Here is a 16373-nt window from a genome sequence, read left to right as displayed (position 1 = left end):
GCCTCACTGACCAGCCCCTCCATCGAACTGAAGCGGCTTTAAGATCGCTAATCGTCACAGCCTTTTTCACGGAAGCCCGTAGTCCAGCTTCTGCTCCGCCTTCAGACAGCTTCGATTTTAGCGGAAAACCTCCCGGCATGGCCGGGAGGCTTTTGGGTTGCAGCGATCGGCTCACCCTAGTAGCCTAACGCTTCTTTCGCCTTTTTCCATTTGGCGTTCAAGGCGTCGAATTCCGCTTGGATGTCCTTGGAGGTGAAAATCTTCTGGATGTATTTCCCTCCGTACAGGTCGATCTCCGCTTTGTTCGCAATTTCGTTAAACTTCGGGTCGGAAGCCAGATTTTCAATATAGTTGGGCTTGAATCCGTCGAACTCCGCAAGCTGCGGATTGTTGGACGATTGGATTTTGAACACCGGCAGGAATCCGCTCTCGTCCGTATAGCCCGACTCCTTGACGAAAAACTCCACCCATTTGATCGCAAGCTCTTTATTTTTGCTGTCCTTGCTTACGCCGATGAAGTAGTCGGGTCCGCGAGGCACGTTGTAGCTTCCGCCATTGTTGTCGTAAGGGAACGGGAAGAAACCGATATCCTCGGATTTGCCGCCGGCGCCAATAATTTGCGGAATGACCCAGTTGCCGAGGAAATACATAGCCGCTTTGCCCGACGCGACCTCGCCCTTGGACAACTCCCAGTTATTCGTCGCCAGATCCTTCTCCGTGTAGCCTCTCTTGACGAACTCTCTTCCGATGGACAACAGGGTACCCCAGGCGTTGTCCAGCTTGTAAGGCGCTTCATCGCTAACAAACTGATCGAAGAAATTGCCTTGGCCGGCAACGAACCAAACTCCGTTCTCGCCCCAGTTCGTAATCGGCCACATCGCGCCGACGTTCATATACAAAGGCACGATGCCCGCCGTCTTCAGCTTCTCGGCCGCCGCATACAGCTCGTCAAGCGTGCCCGGAACCTTGTCGATTCCCGCCTTCTTGAAGGCTTGCTTATTGTAGACGATGCCTTGCGTATTCACGCCGGTCGCAATTCCGTAGCGCTTGCCTTCCCATGCTCTCATATCCGGGAAGTAGGCATCCTGGAACAGGCTGTCCGGCAACGGCTCGTAGTAGTTCGGCAGCTCGCTGAGCGGGAGACTCGGATCGAGGAAGCTGACGTCGCCGGCTTCGCCTGTCGTGAGCCGAACCTTGATCTCCTGGGCGTAATCGGTAATCGCCACCCATTCGAACTCCGCTTTCGGATACTTCTCCTTGAATTTGGCCGCATACTTGTCCAGCGTTCCATCGTTCTTCATATCCGTTCGGGTTGTGACGAAGGTGATTTTGCCGCCTAATTCCGATTCGGCGGCGCCTCCTTCGGTCTCGGCTGAGGCGCTTGGCGACGATTGTCCGCCGGACGAAGCCGAGGGGCTGGCTTTGCCGTTATTGTCGGAACCGCAAGCTGCAAGCAAAGCCATTAACAATACAAGGACGATCGAAACGAGCAAGCTCTTTTTCATTTCTGTATTACCCCCTTGTCATAATCTGCAGCGACCGATGAGAATTCTCATATTTGGCATCGCTTACATCAACTAATTATAGAGGGATTTGTCAGATTGAAAAATGCTCTGGTTTGGGTTTACTTGTCTCGAATTATGCTAACAAAACCTATTTTTCAGTTTCCAATCGCATATTGTTAGTTGCAATTATCGTTACGTTAGCGGCTAACCTCTTCTCAGGAAGGCGTACTCCGGTGTTTCCATCAGCTTCAGATTACGCGTGATCAGCTCGCTGCGCTGCTCGACGCAGGCTCGCGAGCGAAGCGGATCTTCGGGGGTATTCAGGCAATAATCGACCAGCCTCCCGATGGACGTGGCGGCCACATGGATGCGGGTATCCGAGGAGGCGTAATAGATGTAGATATCCTCCCCATCCTGAATGACGCCGTTGCAGAAGACAACATTGGACACGTCGCCGACGCGTTCGATGCCTTCCGGGGCGATCAGATGCCCGGCAGGCGCATGAATGACTTTCTCCGGGTCGTTCAAATCCGTCATAAACGCATAGATGACATAGCGAAGTCCGGCAGCCGTATTCCGCACGCCGTGGGCGATATGCAGCCAGCCTGCATCCGTCTTGAGCGGGGCCGCTCCCTGGCCGTTCTTCACTTCCTTGATCGTATGGTAGAGCTTCGGATCAACCAGCATTTCGTGCCCGATAACCGCCGGATTCATCCCCTCCGACAGTCCCCATCCGATGCCTCCCCCAGCTCCGGTATCGATGAAGCCGTCTTGGGGCCGGGTGTAGAAGGCATACTTGCCATTCACGAATTCCGGATGCAGCACGACGTTGCGCTGCTGCGGAGACGGAGTGGCCAGATCAGGCAGCCGTTCCCAGGTTGTCAAGTCCTTCGTCCTGGCGATGCCGCCTTGCGCGACCGCGCTCGACGTATCTCCCCGAGCCGCGCCCGGATCCTTCCGCTCGGTGCAGAACAATCCGTAAATCCAACCGTCCTCATGCTCGACGAGGCGCATATCGTAGACGTTCACGTCGGGATCATCGGTCTCCGGCAGCAGCACGGGATAATCGCGGAAGCGGAAGCCTTGCACGGGGCTATCGCTTTCCGCGACGGCGAAGAACGATTTACGGTCAACGCCTTCGACCCGGACCATCAAGATATACTTGCCGTTCAGCTTGATCGCTCCGGGGTTAAAGGCCGCATTGACGCCGATTCGTTCCATGAGATAGGGATTCGTATCCGGGTTCAGATCATAGCGCCAGTAGATCGGCGCATGCTCGCGGGTCAGAATCGGGTTCTCGTAACGCTCATAGATTCCGTTGCCCGTGTCTACAGCCTTGTTCGCAAGATTAATCAGCGTCTCGTAGCGCTCGGACAGCGCTTTTAGCTTCGTCATGAATGAGTTCATTGCAAGCCTCCGTTTGCTTTAATCATTTTATCCAGTCGTTCCATAGCCTCGAAGCAGGCCCGGCCGTTATGGTATGGACATTTCCAGGCGCCGACCTTCGGTTCTCCGTCCAGCGGCTTTCCGTTGCGATCTACGCCCCAGTGCCACTCTCCGTGCTCCGGGTCGCGAATAAAGCGTTCGATGAACGTCCAGCACTTGCGCGCAGCCGTTAGATAGCGATCATCCCCGACCATCTGGTAAGCGTTGAGATAACCGACGACCGCTTCGGCTTGCGGCCACCAATCCTTGGTGTCGGAAGGGCTGCCGTCGTCCTCGGTTTCGTTGCGAATGCCGCCGTCCGCATCCGTGCCCTCCTCCAGCGTCGCCTTCGCCATTGTCAGCGCCTCGTCCCTGACGCGGCCAAGCAGCTTCTCGTCTCCGAGCGCTTCTGCCGCTTCAAGCAGAAGCCAGCTGCCTTCGATATCGTGTCCGTAGGAGATATGATCGGTCACGGACTGCCATTCCTCGCTGAAGAACAGCTTGAAGTGTCCGGTTCCCGGAACGACAATCTTCTCCAGATGGATGACGATCAGCTCGGCCAGCCGATTGCTCAGGCCTTCGGGTTGCCAGACGCGATACAAATTCGTATAGGCCTCCAGCATATGGAGATGCGTGTTCATCGATTTCGGCACGTTCAAATCCTTGCCGCTCAAGCTCATCTGCGCAACCGGCGACCAATCTCTGGCCAGCGCCTCGTAATAGCCGGCATGCACGGGATCATATGCGTGCTTCTCCAGCAGGACGTACAGCTCCTTCGCCCATTCCAGCGCTTCGGAGCTTCCCGTCGCTCGAACGTATTCCGCCAGGCCATAGATCGCGAAGGCTTGACCGTACACCTGCTTTTTCGGCTCGACAGCGTCGCCTTCTCTTGCAATCGCCCAGTACAAGCCTCCGTGGACCGGATCGCGAAACCCGCTTCGCAGCGCATCGTAAGCTCTTCCGGCGACGGCAAGATAAGCGTCGTTCCCGCTTAGACGGTACGCGCAGGAGAACGTCCACAGAATTCTCGCGTTCAGCACGAGGCCTTTGCTCGCATCGGGGTTGCGTACCATCCCGCTGGATATTTCCGCGACGAATCCGCCGTATTCATGATCGAGCGTATGGCGCATCCAGAAGCCGAGAATATTCTCGTTGAGCTCGCTTGCGATCTCTTCCCGCCAGGCTTGCAGCGACTCCTTGTCCAATAGACTCGTCAGCGTTCTCACTCTCCCTTCGTCAGGCCGCGGCTAGCGAGCGCCCTGTAGTTGTCGCGCACAATCCGTTCCGCTTCCTTGCCGTAGAAGCAATAGTCGCCGTTCCCGGCGGCTTCCTGCTTCCCGTAAAGCTTGGCCGGCCAATCCCAGAGCATGTAGCCCTGCATCCAGGACCGCTCTCCGCATCTCGCGAACATCTCGCGGTAGTAGGCGCATTGCTCCGCTTCGGAAGGACCGCCCGGCAACGACCAATCGTTCGGCTTCAAGCTGGAGCCCTCGCGACTGGGGCAGCCCGCTTCCATGAAGAAGAAGGGCTTGCCCCAGCGGCGTACAGCCGCCTCAATCCGATCCAACTGCGCGTCCCACTCGTGGATCGGATAGTATCCGCTGGATGACATCACGTCTACCGCGTCCCACCAGGTCAAGCGTTCTTCCTGATACTTGTCGCAATTATAAGTAAGAAGCCCGCCGTACAGCTTCCTGACGCGGTCGATCAAGGAGCGCCACTCGGCTTCTCGCTTGTCCGCCTGAACCATTTCACAGCCGATGCACAGCATCTCGCAGCCTTCTTCTTCCGCGATAGCCGCGTAGTGAAGAATGAACTTTTCATAGGAGGCGAACCATTCCCCCCAGCTCGGCTCCCCGGGAACGTTCTGATCGAAGAAGGCGATATGCGCTCGCCATGTGCCATTGCCGCAATTGACGATCGGCTTCAGGCACACCTTCAATCCGAGCCTCTTCGCTTGACGAATCGCCCACCGGGTTTCCTCGTCCGTTACCGTCGGAGCCTCCAGGTAAGGAATAACCGTGGACTGCGCCGTCTCTTGCACCGCGGCCAGCGCGATCGCCGTCCAATTGGCTCCGGTCTCCGCCATTTGCTCCATCGAATGCTCCGCCTGCGCATTTGCCCAGGTTCCCCGAACTCCCGTCCAGCCCCAGGTAATGCCGCACACGGTGTCCAACTCGAATCTCATGCGCTTTCGCTCCTTCTCTGGATGCATTAACCTAACAAAATAATTTTGTTATCGATATTAACATTAAAGTAGGATAACAAATCTAATTTCGATTTTATCACCTAAGTCCGCATTGTCAATGATTGAATCCAGCCGCTCCGCAGCACCAATAAGAGACTGTTCGCCGTCCTTGCCGGGCAAACAGTCTCTTGCGTTTAATATTCGTTCACGGCAGCGCCGGTACCCCCGTCGATTCGCGGAGAATGAAATCGCCGCTAAGCAGCAGCCTCTCCTTCGGCCCATCCGGATGGCGCACGCGCCACATCAGCATTTCCACCGAACGGTACCCCATCGCTTCCTTGTCCACGTTCACCGTGCTCAGCGGCGGACGGGACATCAGAGCGTCATCGATGTTATCGAAGCCTGTGACCGACACGGCGGCGGGAATGTCCAAACCCAGCCTGGACAGCACCGTCATCAGGCAGATCGCGACGGAATCGTTCGCGCAGACGAACGAAGTCGGCAGCTCGTGTCGTTCCTGCATCCTTTCCACGATGACTTGCAACTGCTCCGTCAGTTCAGAACGGTTATATCCCTCGATCTCCAGCAATTCTTGATTCTGGCGATGCTCCAGCGCAAGGTCCTCCAGCATGGCGCGAAACCCCATCCAACGATCGTAGAAGCTCCGCGAGAAGCGGACGTTGCCGACAAATTGAAAGCGCGTATGTCCCATGCCCGCCAAATAGTTGACGATTCTTCTCGTACATTCGTAGTTGTTCATGAACAGCGTATCGGATGGAATAAGCGGGTCCTCGTGATCGACAAGAACGAACGGTACTCCCCAGTTCCTCACTTCAAGCAGCAGTTGATTGGAGATCATGCCCACGCCGATTAGGCCGATCAGCCCTTCCGGGTTGATGAGCTTGGAGAGGCTATCCGAGCTCTGCTCGGTCACGATCACCATGCCCAGCCGGTTCTCCTCCGCTCCCGCGGCGATGCCGTCCAGAATTTTACCCCAATAATGCGACTCCCGGTTCTGGTACCGGACATTCGGAATAAGCACGACGATCGTGTCCTTCCGGTCCGGTGCGGCGTCCCTGGCGGATCTGCTCGGGGACTTGGCTTTTTTTTGCGCGAAGTAGCCTAACTGGGTTGCCGATTGAATAATTTTTTCTCTCGTTTCCGCGCTCACGCCCGTCTTCCCGGACAAGGCTTTGGATACGGCGAATTTGGAAACGCCTACGTGATCGGCGATTTGTTGCATCGTAACCTTCTGCGACACGATTGGTTTCACTCCGCTCCTCGAATAACGAATTAGTCGTCGTTATCATAACATATTTCGCGAGTTAGCGGAATTCGACAATCGTTGCCCCCTACTTGACCGCTCCGTTCGTGACTCCCGAGAAAATATAGCGCTGCAGCAGCAGGAAGATCGCCACCGTCGGAATAAAGATGATCAGCACGGCTGCGGAAATCAAATTCAACTGCGCGGCGTTAGGCCCAACGAAGGAAGCCATGGCCGTCGATACGACCTGCAGCTTCTCGGCTTGCATGAACAGGAACGGAACCGTAAAGTCGTTGTAGATGTAGATCGTTTTCAGAATGACCAAGGTTGCGGTGGCAGGCCCAAGCAGCGGAAAAATAATCGATCGGTAAATCCGGAACAGGGATGCGCCTTCGATCATCGCGTTCTCGTCCAGATCCTTCGGAATGCTCTTGACGAATTGCAGATAGATGATGATTTGCAGCACGTCCGCGCCCATATATAGCACCATCGCAACCGCCAGCTTGTTGTACAGCATCAAGCTCTTGACTACGCTGAAGATCGCCACCTGCGTCGTGATTGTCGGAATGAGCTGACCGATCAGGAACAGGCCGATGATCGATCCCTTTAATTTGAAGTCGAACCGTCCGACCGCGTAAGCGACCATCGAGCCGAACACAATGTTGCCGCAGACGGCGACCGCCAGGATCGTCAGGATATTCAGAAAGCCGATATCGAGCTTGCCGACCTCGAAGACGCGTACGAAATTATCGAAGTTCAAGAAATTGTCAGGCAGGCTCAGCCCGCTGCTGTAAAATTCCTCTCGCGTCTTGAAGGCGCCGACCACGACGGAATAGATCGGGAAGAGGACGATGAGAGTCGCGAGCCCGAGCGTGAAATACTTGAAGAGAGTAAATGCCGGGTTTTCATAGCGTTCCATCGTTAATCCTCCCCTCTGAACAGCAGCTTGCGCTGGACAAGAATGACCGTCATGACGATCAGCAGCAAGACGACGGACATCGCCGAAGCCAATCCGAACTTCTGATAAGCGTAAGCCGTATCGATCGTCTGCAGCACGAACGTTGCCGTTTCATTCACGCCGTTGGTCATAACCTTCGGTATATCGAATACCTCAAGAGCTCCGGTCAGCGTCAGAATCATCATCAGCTCCAGGACCCGGCGAATGCTTGGAAGCGTGATGAACCGGAAGCTCTGCCATTTGGAGGCTCCGTCGATTCTGGCGGCCTCGTATATGTCCTCCGGAATCGATTGCAGAGCGCCGATGAAGATGACCATGTTCAAGCCGAGAAACTTCCACATCGACACGAAGGCCAGCGCAAAATTGTTAAACCGCGTATCGGCCAACCATAGCTGCTGCCACGACTCCAAGCCCAAAGAGCCCAGCAAGACGTTGATCACTCCGTATTCGGCGTGATACAGATTTTTGAACATAATCGCCGTAGCCACGCTATGAAGCACATAGGGGAGAAAGATCATCGCCCGGAAGAAATTCCGTCCTCTTACTTTGCCGCTCAGAATAACGGCGAAATAGAGCGCAAAGGCCAGCTGGAACAGCCCGCCGATGAAATAGTAGAGATTGTTCCTGAAGACGCCGAACAGCTCCGGCCGCGAGAAAATCTCCGCGTAGTTGGCAAACCCGATCCATTTCATGTCGTAGCCAAGCCCGTCCCATTCGGTGAAGCTGAAGTAGAGCAAGGCCCCGGCCGGATACAAGGTAAAGATGAACAGAAGCGCTAGCGGCAGAGTGAGAAAGCCGACCAGAATCAAGTACTTCTGCGTTCTGTAGCTGAAATTAAACAAACGTAGTCCCCCTTCATCCATCCCGAAGCACCATTCAGAATCATCGTGAATCCGCTTTCACGTCTATTCATTATACGACGGGGGACTTGGGATTTTAAGGTTCTACGTTTGTTTTCCTTGTCTTCTATTTGGATAACGTTCACCTAATAAAATGAATTATCTGGCGCGTTCCCGATATTCCTTGGGCGTGCATCCGACCACTTTTTTGAAGATTTTGTTGAAATAAGCCGGATCGAAGTAGCCTACCTTTTCCCCGACCTCGTAGGTTTTCAAAAACAGGCTTTCCTTCAGCAGCTCCTTCGCCCGCTCGATCCTCACGGAAATATGATAGTCGGTCAGCGTCTCTCCGGTCTCCGTCTTGAACAGCTTGCTTAGATAGCTCGGCGTCAGGAAGACCTCCTCGGCCAGGCGGTTCAGCTCCATCTCCTCCGTATAGTGGCGATGGATATAAGCTTTCACCGTTTCCACCACGCGATGCTCCTGGCGCGATTCCTTCAGCTCCTGAAGGCGCTTGTCCATCTTCTCCAGAAAATAACGCACGTATTCCTGGACATTGGAGAATTCCTCCGGACCGGCGAGTTGCATCGGTCCGCCGACGGCCGAGCCTTCATGCGTCGAATGGCTTGCCGCTCGTGCCGTCGTTAGAAGCGCCAACGCCGTGCAGCCGTCGAGCCATTCCCTCCAGGAAGGCCGTTGAACCGTCATCTCCGCCGCCCATTTCCTTAACGCATCCCCCGCTTTGGCATAATCGCCTGCAGAGAGCGCTTCGCGGAACGACTTGTCAAGCAGCAGAAGCGGAGCGGTCGGCTCCGTCCTTTTGGGCACCCCGTCGAACGACTGAAACAGAACCTTTCCTTCGGAATACCAAGCGAATTCAATGGCCCGCTCGGCCTCAAGATAAGCCTGTCTGAGCGACTGTGGACCTGCATGCACGTCGCTGCAGCCGATTCGGCCCCGATAGGCGGCCGGCAGCCTCATCGGCAGCGTCTGGCCCAGCTCCTTCGTCGTATTGGCGTGATCCCGGCCTCCGATCGCGACAATGACAGCCGTCGTCCGCTCATCCCGCTTCAGTACGAACCGCTCCCGCAGCGGCGAGCCCGCCATGACCGCCCATTTGTCGGACGGGATTCCGGACGGTCCCTTGGCCATGAAGACGGCGAAGCTCTCTTGCAGCAACGGAATCATACTCAGCTCCTTCGCCGCCTCCCCCATCGTTTGCGCAGGCAAATCGGCAGGGTCGTTCAGCAGCAGCAGCTTCAGGCGATCCTCGATTCTTAGTTGGCGGGAATCCCGGCCCTTCTGGATATCTGCCCCCACCCTCTCCAGCAGACGCTTTAATTCAGGCATGTCCACCGGCTTCAGCAAATACTCGATGGCTCCGTTCCGAAGCGATTGCCGCGCGTAGTCGAAGTCGTCAAAGCCGCTCAGAACGGCGAATTTGAGATCCGGACGTGCCGCCCCGGCCCGCTCCATGAGATCCAGACCGCTTATATTCGGCATCTTGATGTCCGTGATGACAAGATCGGCCTGCAGCTTCGCGATTTCTGCCAGCATTTCCAGCGCGCTTGCATAGCTCGCCACAACTTGGAACTGCTCTCCGAGCTGGGTGATCAGCTTGCCGAGCCCCAGCCGAATTCTTTCCTCATCGTCCACGATTGCGATTCTGACCATGTACATTTCCCCTTCGCGGCTATTGTGACGGGATGCGGAAGATCACCCTCGTGCCGATTCCCGCCCGACTGTCTATTGTAATGCCGTATGCTTCTCCGTATCGAAGCTTCAGCCTTTCGTGAACGTTGCGCAGACCGATGCTTCTGCCCTTGTCCTCCGAACGGCAATCGTCCAGCCGGGCTCTCAGACGCTGAAGCGTCTCCGGGGGCATCCCGATTCCGTTGTCCTCGATCGAGAACGCGTGATCCGCTCCCTCGCGGGCGTAGGAAATACGAATATCCATGCCCGGCTTGGTTTCGTCCATGCCGTGGTACACCGAGTTCTCTACGATCGGCTGGAAAAGCAGCTTCATCAGCGGCATGTCCGTATCCATCGGATGCTCGGGGTAGATCAGCCTGAACTTGCGGGCGTAACGATAATTCAGCAGCTGGACGTACGTATCGAGATGATCGAGCTCCATGGCCAACGTTACCGTCTCCATCCCCGGACCGATACTATATCTCAACAGCTTGCCAAGGAGCAGCGCCATATCGCTCACTTCGGTATCGTCATTGATGACCGCCGTCATTCGAATCGCTTCAAGGGTATTATAGATAAAATGCGGATTGATCTGATGCTGCAGCGCCTCAATCTCAGCTTCGCGCTTGCGCTGCCCCGCTGCGGACACATCGTCGATGAGCGACTTGACGCGCTGAATCATGCGGTTGAACGCATTGCCCGCCAAGCCGATCTCGTCTCGGTGACGAACGGGAAAGGTCACCTCCAGATTGCCGTTCTGCACCTCCTTCATCAGCTTGACCAATCGACGCAGAGGCCGGGTCAAAGCCAGGATCAGCACCAGGGAAATCATCAGCGCGAACCCGATGATCAGCACAGCCGTCCATTCCGTTACCTTGCGCGTCAGGATCGCTTCCTTGGCCAGCTCGTGCTCGGGGATCGAAATGAGGATTTTCCATCCCGTATTAGGCGATTGCTTATAAATCGTCAGCACGGGTTCGCCATTAAGCCTGCCGTGAAAATTGCCTTCCTTCCCGCTCGCTTGCGTCAGCAGATCGCTCTGCTTGATATCCTGGCCCAAATATTTTTTTTCGCTGTCGAATACGACGCTGCCCGCGTTGTCAACAATAAGCGTTGTGCCGCGCGTATCCTTGTCCAAGTCCGCAACGAATTTCTCGATAACGCTTACATTCGCATCGATCGCGATCATGCCGATCTGCTTGTATGTAGGTCCGATAATCGCCCTGACGACCGTGAATACGAATTGTCCGCTGTGATTGGGCCCAGCCACTTCCTGCGTGGAGACAAGCACCGGCCGGCCATGCGCCTCGCTCGCGAGCCGCTTCCACATCGGATAGACCGCTTCCAGATCGGAGCGAATGCCTCCGCCTCTCACGACGGAATAGGAATGATCGTATTGATCGAACAAATAGACCGTATTCGTTCCCTGCTTGATCGTGTTCAGGAAATAAATGCTGTCCCTGATCTTCCCGCCGATGCCGAATTGCTCGAAGGCTTCCTCCTGCTCAAGAAGGCTTGCGCTGCCCGGCTTCCCTGCATTCCATTTGCCTGACAGGCTCTCGTAGTATTCATTTGATAGCAGCAATCCGTCCATAATATTATCGACGTAGGAAGGAATGATGGACAGCTTCTTGATGTCCTCCATATAATCGTCCAGCTTGCTGATCATCATGTCGGACACCTGCGACACATAGGTTATCGTGTTCTTCTCAATGGATCGTTGATACCTTTCCGAAGACGAATAGCTCAGCACCCCCATTGGCAACAGAATCAAAAAGAGAAAGACGATGAACAGCTTGCTTTCCATGCGCTTTACCGGCCATTGCAGCAGCTTCCGCAGTCCGCTTCTCCATATTCCCATTGTCGTTCCCCTTCGGCTAACGCTTCGCCCGTGATTGTTATCCGCCGCCCCCTATTTTAACATTTTTTATGCTAACAAGAAGCAAGATTTGCTAACACATGACAAACTACGCATACAAAGCCTTCTTTCCAGCAAATATGCACGGAATCATGACATCATAAAAACTCCTCCTTCAACCGGATAACGGCTGAAGGAGGAGCGTTGATCGCCGCGATTAACGTGCTTCGTCGCGATTGCGGCTGCGCATGCCGGCCAGACCGAACAGACCGAGCAAGCCAAGCCAGCCCCAGCCAAAGCCGGTTCTTGCCGTTGTCGTTTCCATTCTTCTCACCGTATTGTTGGTGGCGCGGGTTACCGGGTTGGTGGAATAGGGACGATAGTAGTTCATTCTGTTCGTATCGTAAGCCCCGTATCTGCCGTCCGTGCCATAAGTTCCATAATTGCCGTAAGTGCCATAAGTGCCGGTCGGCCCTGTCCCGATGCGTGTGCCGTTCAGGGTGTTGTTCAGGGTACCGTTCAGCGTCGTGCCGTTCATCGGGGTGACGTTATCCACTCTGCCTGCATTAGGATAGTACGTCTTGGTGGGCACGGTAGCGCCGTTTAAGGTCGTGCTTTCCGTCCCGGTGGTTTTGCCTGTAGTCGTCATTGCGAATGCAGGAACGATTAGAACGAGAGACAAGCACATCCCCAACAACAGACCGGCTAACGTTTTTCTCAAAATAAACCCTCCTTAAGCGAATTGACTGCCCCCTTAAGATGTCCCTCAGGCTTCAAAGTATGCTGTCCGGATCAACGGCTCTGCAGCCATATCCATGCAAAAAAACCTCTTCGGACGCGCATGGCGCCTATCCTAAGGCGGAGTGAATGTACATGAGCCTGTTTTTCGCCAAGATGGGTAAATGTACTGACCGGATATCCATCCTGACATAAGCTAGATCGTGACGAATCGTCATAAAAAAAGCAAGGTGGTGAACGATATGGGATATCCAGTTGCAGGTGAGGCTTGCGGCGTTAAAGGCGCGGCTACGGGCGCCGCCGCAATTGCACTTGTGCTTTTCGTCCTCTTGGTAATCATCTTGAGCGCCGGCGCGTGCTACTGATTCTCTAAAGCACATGAAATCCCGCCATCCGGCAAGGACGGCGGGCTTTGTGCTTTATTCGGCGGATAACCACCGCAAGGAATCGGCGTACTTTCTTGGGGATAAGCCCTCCGATTTCTTGAATAGCTTGCTGAAGTAATATACATCCCCGATCCCGACCAGCTCCGAAATTTCCTCGATGGAGCGCTTATGCTCCCGCAGCAATCGCTTGGCTTCCGCGATGCGGACCCCCGCTAAGTACTGAGGAAGCGATTGGCCTGTCGCTTGCTTGAACAGCGTGCCGAAATATTTCGGAGACAATCCGGCACGGGCGGCCAGCGTCCTCAGATCAATCTTCTCGGCAAAGCCGTTCTTCATATATTGAATGGCATCCAGCATCATGTCCGCATGAGAATGGCTGACCTTGATGCCTTCTTCCGTCGTCAGCTCGCGATGAATGAGACCGATCAGCTTCAGCATCGCGGCTTTCTGCCAGATTTGGGCATCCGCTCTCGATTCCTGAAACCTCGCGCACAGCTCGCGGAACACCTCGAAAAAGTCGTGAACCTGCGACGTCTGCAGCCGCTCCGGGATGTCTACGTCGCTCCATTCCGCGTCCGGTCTGGCGCGAAGCCAATTCGTATCCGGCGCGACCTCCTCCGCTTTGCTCCCCATATATACCGCATACGGCGAGAAGTCCTCCGCCTCCCCGAGAAATACAAAATCGAAATGGACCGCAAAGCAATGCATCGGCTCGTCGCCGACGATCTTCATTTCGTTCGCCCGATGCGGCCGAATGTAGTGAAGATTGCCCGGGCCCATCTCATAGATCCGCTCCTCGATCCGCAATCGGCCTGCTCCCTTGACTACATAAATAAATTCATGATCGTAAATATGTCTCTCCGGCATATGCAAGCCTGCAGGCAGGTTGACCTCATGCACGAAGCGTACATACGGCGACAATGTCCTGTAATCCACCCGGGTCGGACTGGCCATGCAATCGCTCCCTTTCATTCGACCGCTCGTCTTTTTCACGATTATATCATGCCGCAATCCTTAGTAAATCGGCTTTCATTCGATTCGACTTTTTTACAAAAAGTTCGGACTTCTCTCCATACACACCCTTCCCTCATGCTTGTAAGATAAGAAATGTAAGCGTGACCATTCCGAAGGAGGAAACAACAATGACCGTGAATACGCCAATTACCGAGGAGCACATCTCCTTCTACAGAGAGAACGGCTTCGTAAAAATCGACAACATGCTGACTGCCGATGAATTGGAGCTGCTGCGCGAATATTTGGAGGAAGCGATGCAGACGACCAGCGAACGGTCCGTGCAAACCGACAAGCAAGGCGGGCTGTATTATCGCGTGCTGAACCAGAAGGTCAACACCTGGAGAGACCATGCCGGAATGGGCAGATTCAGCTTTCACGAAAGATTCGCCCAATCCGCGCTGCAGCTGGCCGGGGTCGATAAGATGCGGCTTTTCCATGACCATGGCCTGTGGAAGATGCCCAACGATTCCAAGCCGACGCCATGGCACCAGGACACCCCTTACTGGCCCATCAACGAAGCCGAAGCCGGGATGATGTCCATCTGGATCGCGCTTGACGATGTGAACGAGCAGAACGGCTGCATGGCCTTTATTCCGAAGTCGCACAAGCTGGGCAAGCTGACCGGCATCGACTTCCTGGAGCCGCAGAACATCTTCGATTATGTCGAAGGCGGACAATTGGACGATCGCAAGCCCGTCATTGTTCCTCTTAAGGCCGGAAGCTGCACGTTCCATAACGGCCTGACGTTCCACTACGCCCATGCGAACATGACCGAGCGTCCCCGCAGGGCCCTGGCTATCATCTATATGCCGGAAGGCATTACGTTCAGCGGAGCGTCCCATCCTCTGACCGACGGACTTAACCTGTCCAAGAACGACCCGGTGAAAGGGCCGCTGTTCCCGGTACTGGCGGTGCGCGATGCTTGACTTCGGCTGCAGGCTTGAGCTTGTCCCGGACTGGCTCAAGGTTCCCGATTCGGTGAAGCTGGGATTTACGCACGGAATTGCCTTCGACTCCCTCGACCGCGCGTTCGTATTCAATATGAGCGAGCATGCGATTGCCATATTCGACCGGGACGGTCATTTCCTGAAGTCGTGGGGCAGCTCGTTCGCCAAGGGTGCGCATGGCCTTCACCTGAGAATGGAGGAGGACGGCAAGGAATATGTCTATCTGACGGACATCGCCCGCCATCTCGTCGCCAAGTACACGCTGGACGGGGAAGAAGCGCTGACGATCGGCGCGCCTCCTGTCCCGAGTCTGTACGGGTCGCCCGAGCAATACAAACCAACCGATATCGACGTAGCGCCGAACGGGGACATCTATGTTGTCGACGGGTACGGAGAATACGCGTTGCATCGGTTTGACCGCGAAGGCAATTGGCTGCAGTGCTGGGGAGGCAAATCAGGCGCGGAGCCGGTATTCTACGAGCCGCACGGCCTGTTCATCGATACCCGTGCCGTAGAGCCGCTGCTGTATGTGGCGGACCGTCGTCACCGGCGCTTCGTCAGCTTTCGCCTGGACGGGACGCCTGTTGAAGCGATCGGCGGAGACTTCCTGCTGCCGTGCGACTTGACCGCGCTCGGCGAGCACGGGTTTGTTCTGCCCGATCTGAACGGCCGAATTACCGTAGTTGACGGTCGGTTCGAGAACGCCGTCCATGCGGGTCAGAACCCTTCCATCTGGGAGGACCCAAGATGGCCGGACATTCCGCCCGAGGAATGGCTCCCGGACCGCTTCATCTCCCCGCACGGATTATGCGTGCACGACGGCCATATTTACGTCGCGGAATGGGTGCCGCAAGGCCGTGTGACGAAATGGAAGATCGTCACCCCCTGAACGCGAGGGCACAGCTCAACAAAAAAATGGCGGGGCAGAGAAAATCTCTGCACCCGCCATTTGCGCTTAAAGAAGCACTCCGGGACGTTGTCGCAGCCTGCTCAAGAAACGGCTTTGCTCGTTCTCTTGCACGGTCTGTTGTTGTTCTTGCAGTTCTGATAAACTCCCATGAAGTCCAGACGGTGATCGGTAACGCGGAAGCCGTACTCTTGCGCGACTCTCTGCTCCAGATCCGTCAGCCAATCCTCCTGGATTTCCTCCAGCGCTCCGCACACCTTGCATACCAGGTGGTGATGCATATGGTCGTGTCCTTCCATGCGGAGATCGAACCGCGCGACACCGTCTCCGAAGTTCATTTTCTGCACGATCTGCAGCTCGGCGAGAAGCTCCAGCGTCCGGTATACCGTAGCCAGGCCGATGTCGGGATACTTCTGCCTGACGAGCATGAACACTTCCTCCGCGCTCAGATGATCCTTCTCGTTCTCCAGAAGCACCATCAACGTCGTTTCTCGTTGCGGTGTCAGCTTATATCCGTTCACGGTCAATTGCCGGTTGATCTTGTCGATCTGCTCCAAGATGCTCGTGGTCATGGTTATGTGCGCCTCCGCTTCCGGCTGCTCTCAGCCTTGAATGCACTTTCTCCCATCATAGCAAATTAGGCGCAAAAATT

14 protein-coding genes are annotated in these 16373 nt (G+C 55.3%); 2 read left to right on the top strand and 12 right to left on the bottom strand.

Going from position 1 to position 16373, the window contains the following annotated elements; all coding sequences use genetic code 11:
• Positions 1–176 precede the first annotated feature (176 nt).
• From ACFO1S_RS12660 to ACFO1S_RS12610, 11 genes are all read right to left on the bottom strand, one after another.
• Positions 177–1505, bottom strand: coding sequence for an ABC transporter substrate-binding protein (locus tag ACFO1S_RS12660; protein WP_204605308.1), 1329 nt, complete (start codon positions 1503–1505; stop codon positions 177–179).
• A gap of 204 nt (positions 1506–1709) precedes the next feature.
• Positions 1710–2912, bottom strand: coding sequence for a glycoside hydrolase family 130 protein (locus tag ACFO1S_RS12655; protein ID WP_204605307.1), 1203 nt, complete (start codon positions 2910–2912; stop codon positions 1710–1712).
• Complete coding sequence (locus tag ACFO1S_RS12650; RefSeq protein ID WP_378126879.1) at positions 2909–4156, bottom strand: AGE family epimerase/isomerase; 1248 nt, start codon at positions 4154–4156, stop codon at positions 2909–2911. Before ACFO1S_RS12650 ends, ACFO1S_RS12655 begins: the two co-directional genes overlap by 4 nt.
• Complete coding sequence (locus ACFO1S_RS12645) at positions 4153–5118, bottom strand: glycoside hydrolase family 113 (protein ID WP_204605306.1); 966 nt, start codon at positions 5116–5118, stop codon at positions 4153–4155. Before ACFO1S_RS12645 ends, ACFO1S_RS12650 begins: the two co-directional genes overlap by 4 nt.
• A 205-nt stretch (positions 5119–5323) precedes the next feature.
• Positions 5324–6361 carry a substrate-binding domain-containing protein gene (locus tag ACFO1S_RS12640; protein ID WP_378126895.1) on the bottom strand — a complete coding sequence of 346 codons (1038 nt, stop codon included), beginning with the start codon at positions 6359–6361 and terminating at the stop codon, positions 5324–5326.
• A 109-nt stretch (positions 6362–6470) separates the two neighbouring features.
• The gene (locus ACFO1S_RS12635) at positions 6471–7301 is read right to left on the bottom strand and encodes a carbohydrate ABC transporter permease (protein WP_204605305.1); all 831 of its coding nucleotides are present in this window, start codon (positions 7299–7301) and stop codon (positions 6471–6473) included.
• A gap of 2 nt (positions 7302–7303) precedes the next feature.
• Positions 7304–8182 (bottom strand): carbohydrate ABC transporter permease, encoded by an 879-nt coding sequence (locus tag ACFO1S_RS12630; protein WP_204605304.1) that lies wholly within the window; start codon positions 8180–8182, stop codon positions 7304–7306.
• Between the two features lie 156 nt (positions 8183–8338).
• Complete coding sequence (locus tag ACFO1S_RS12625; protein ID WP_204605303.1) at positions 8339–9853, bottom strand: response regulator transcription factor; 1515 nt, start codon at positions 9851–9853, stop codon at positions 8339–8341.
• 19 nt (positions 9854–9872) lie between these two features.
• Positions 9873–11732 carry a cache domain-containing sensor histidine kinase gene (locus tag ACFO1S_RS12620; RefSeq protein WP_204605302.1) on the bottom strand — a complete coding sequence of 620 codons (1860 nt, stop codon included), beginning with the start codon at positions 11730–11732 and terminating at the stop codon, positions 9873–9875.
• Positions 11733–11946: 214 nt separating this feature from the next.
• Positions 11947–12450 carry a WGxxGxxG family protein gene (locus ACFO1S_RS12615; RefSeq protein ID WP_378126877.1) on the bottom strand — a complete coding sequence of 168 codons (504 nt, stop codon included), beginning with the start codon at positions 12448–12450 and terminating at the stop codon, positions 11947–11949.
• Positions 12451–12886: 436 nt separating this feature from the next.
• The gene (locus ACFO1S_RS12610) at positions 12887–13807 is read right to left on the bottom strand and encodes an AraC family transcriptional regulator (protein WP_378126875.1); all 921 of its coding nucleotides are present in this window, start codon (positions 13805–13807) and stop codon (positions 12887–12889) included.
• A 188-nt stretch (positions 13808–13995) separates the two neighbouring features.
• On the opposite strand from ACFO1S_RS12610, the gene ACFO1S_RS12605 reads away from it, so the two are divergent.
• Both ACFO1S_RS12605 and ACFO1S_RS12600 read left to right on the top strand, forming a co-directional pair.
• Positions 13996–14793: a phytanoyl-CoA dioxygenase family protein gene (locus ACFO1S_RS12605; RefSeq protein WP_204605300.1), complete on the top strand. Its 798-nt coding sequence runs from the start codon at positions 13996–13998 to the stop codon at positions 14791–14793.
• On the top strand, positions 14786–15703 hold the full coding sequence (locus ACFO1S_RS12600; RefSeq protein WP_204605299.1) for an NHL repeat-containing protein: 918 nt from the start codon (positions 14786–14788) through the stop codon (positions 15701–15703). The genes ACFO1S_RS12605 and ACFO1S_RS12600 overlap by 8 nt, the downstream gene beginning before the upstream one ends.
• A 101-nt stretch (positions 15704–15804) precedes the next feature.
• Here the strand turns inward: ACFO1S_RS12600 and fur are convergent, their stop codons facing one another.
• Entirely contained in the window at positions 15805–16293 is a 489-nt protein-coding gene (fur, locus tag ACFO1S_RS12595; RefSeq protein ID WP_204605298.1) for a ferric iron uptake transcriptional regulator, read from the bottom strand.
• Positions 16294–16373 lie beyond the last annotated feature (80 nt).

Source organism: Cohnella boryungensis (assembly GCF_042651945.1).
Lineage (GTDB): Bacteria > Bacillota > Bacilli > Paenibacillales > Paenibacillaceae > Cohnella > Cohnella boryungensis.
The sequence above is the reverse complement of the archived record's forward strand: the minus strand, read 5'-3'. Positions and strand labels throughout refer to the sequence as shown.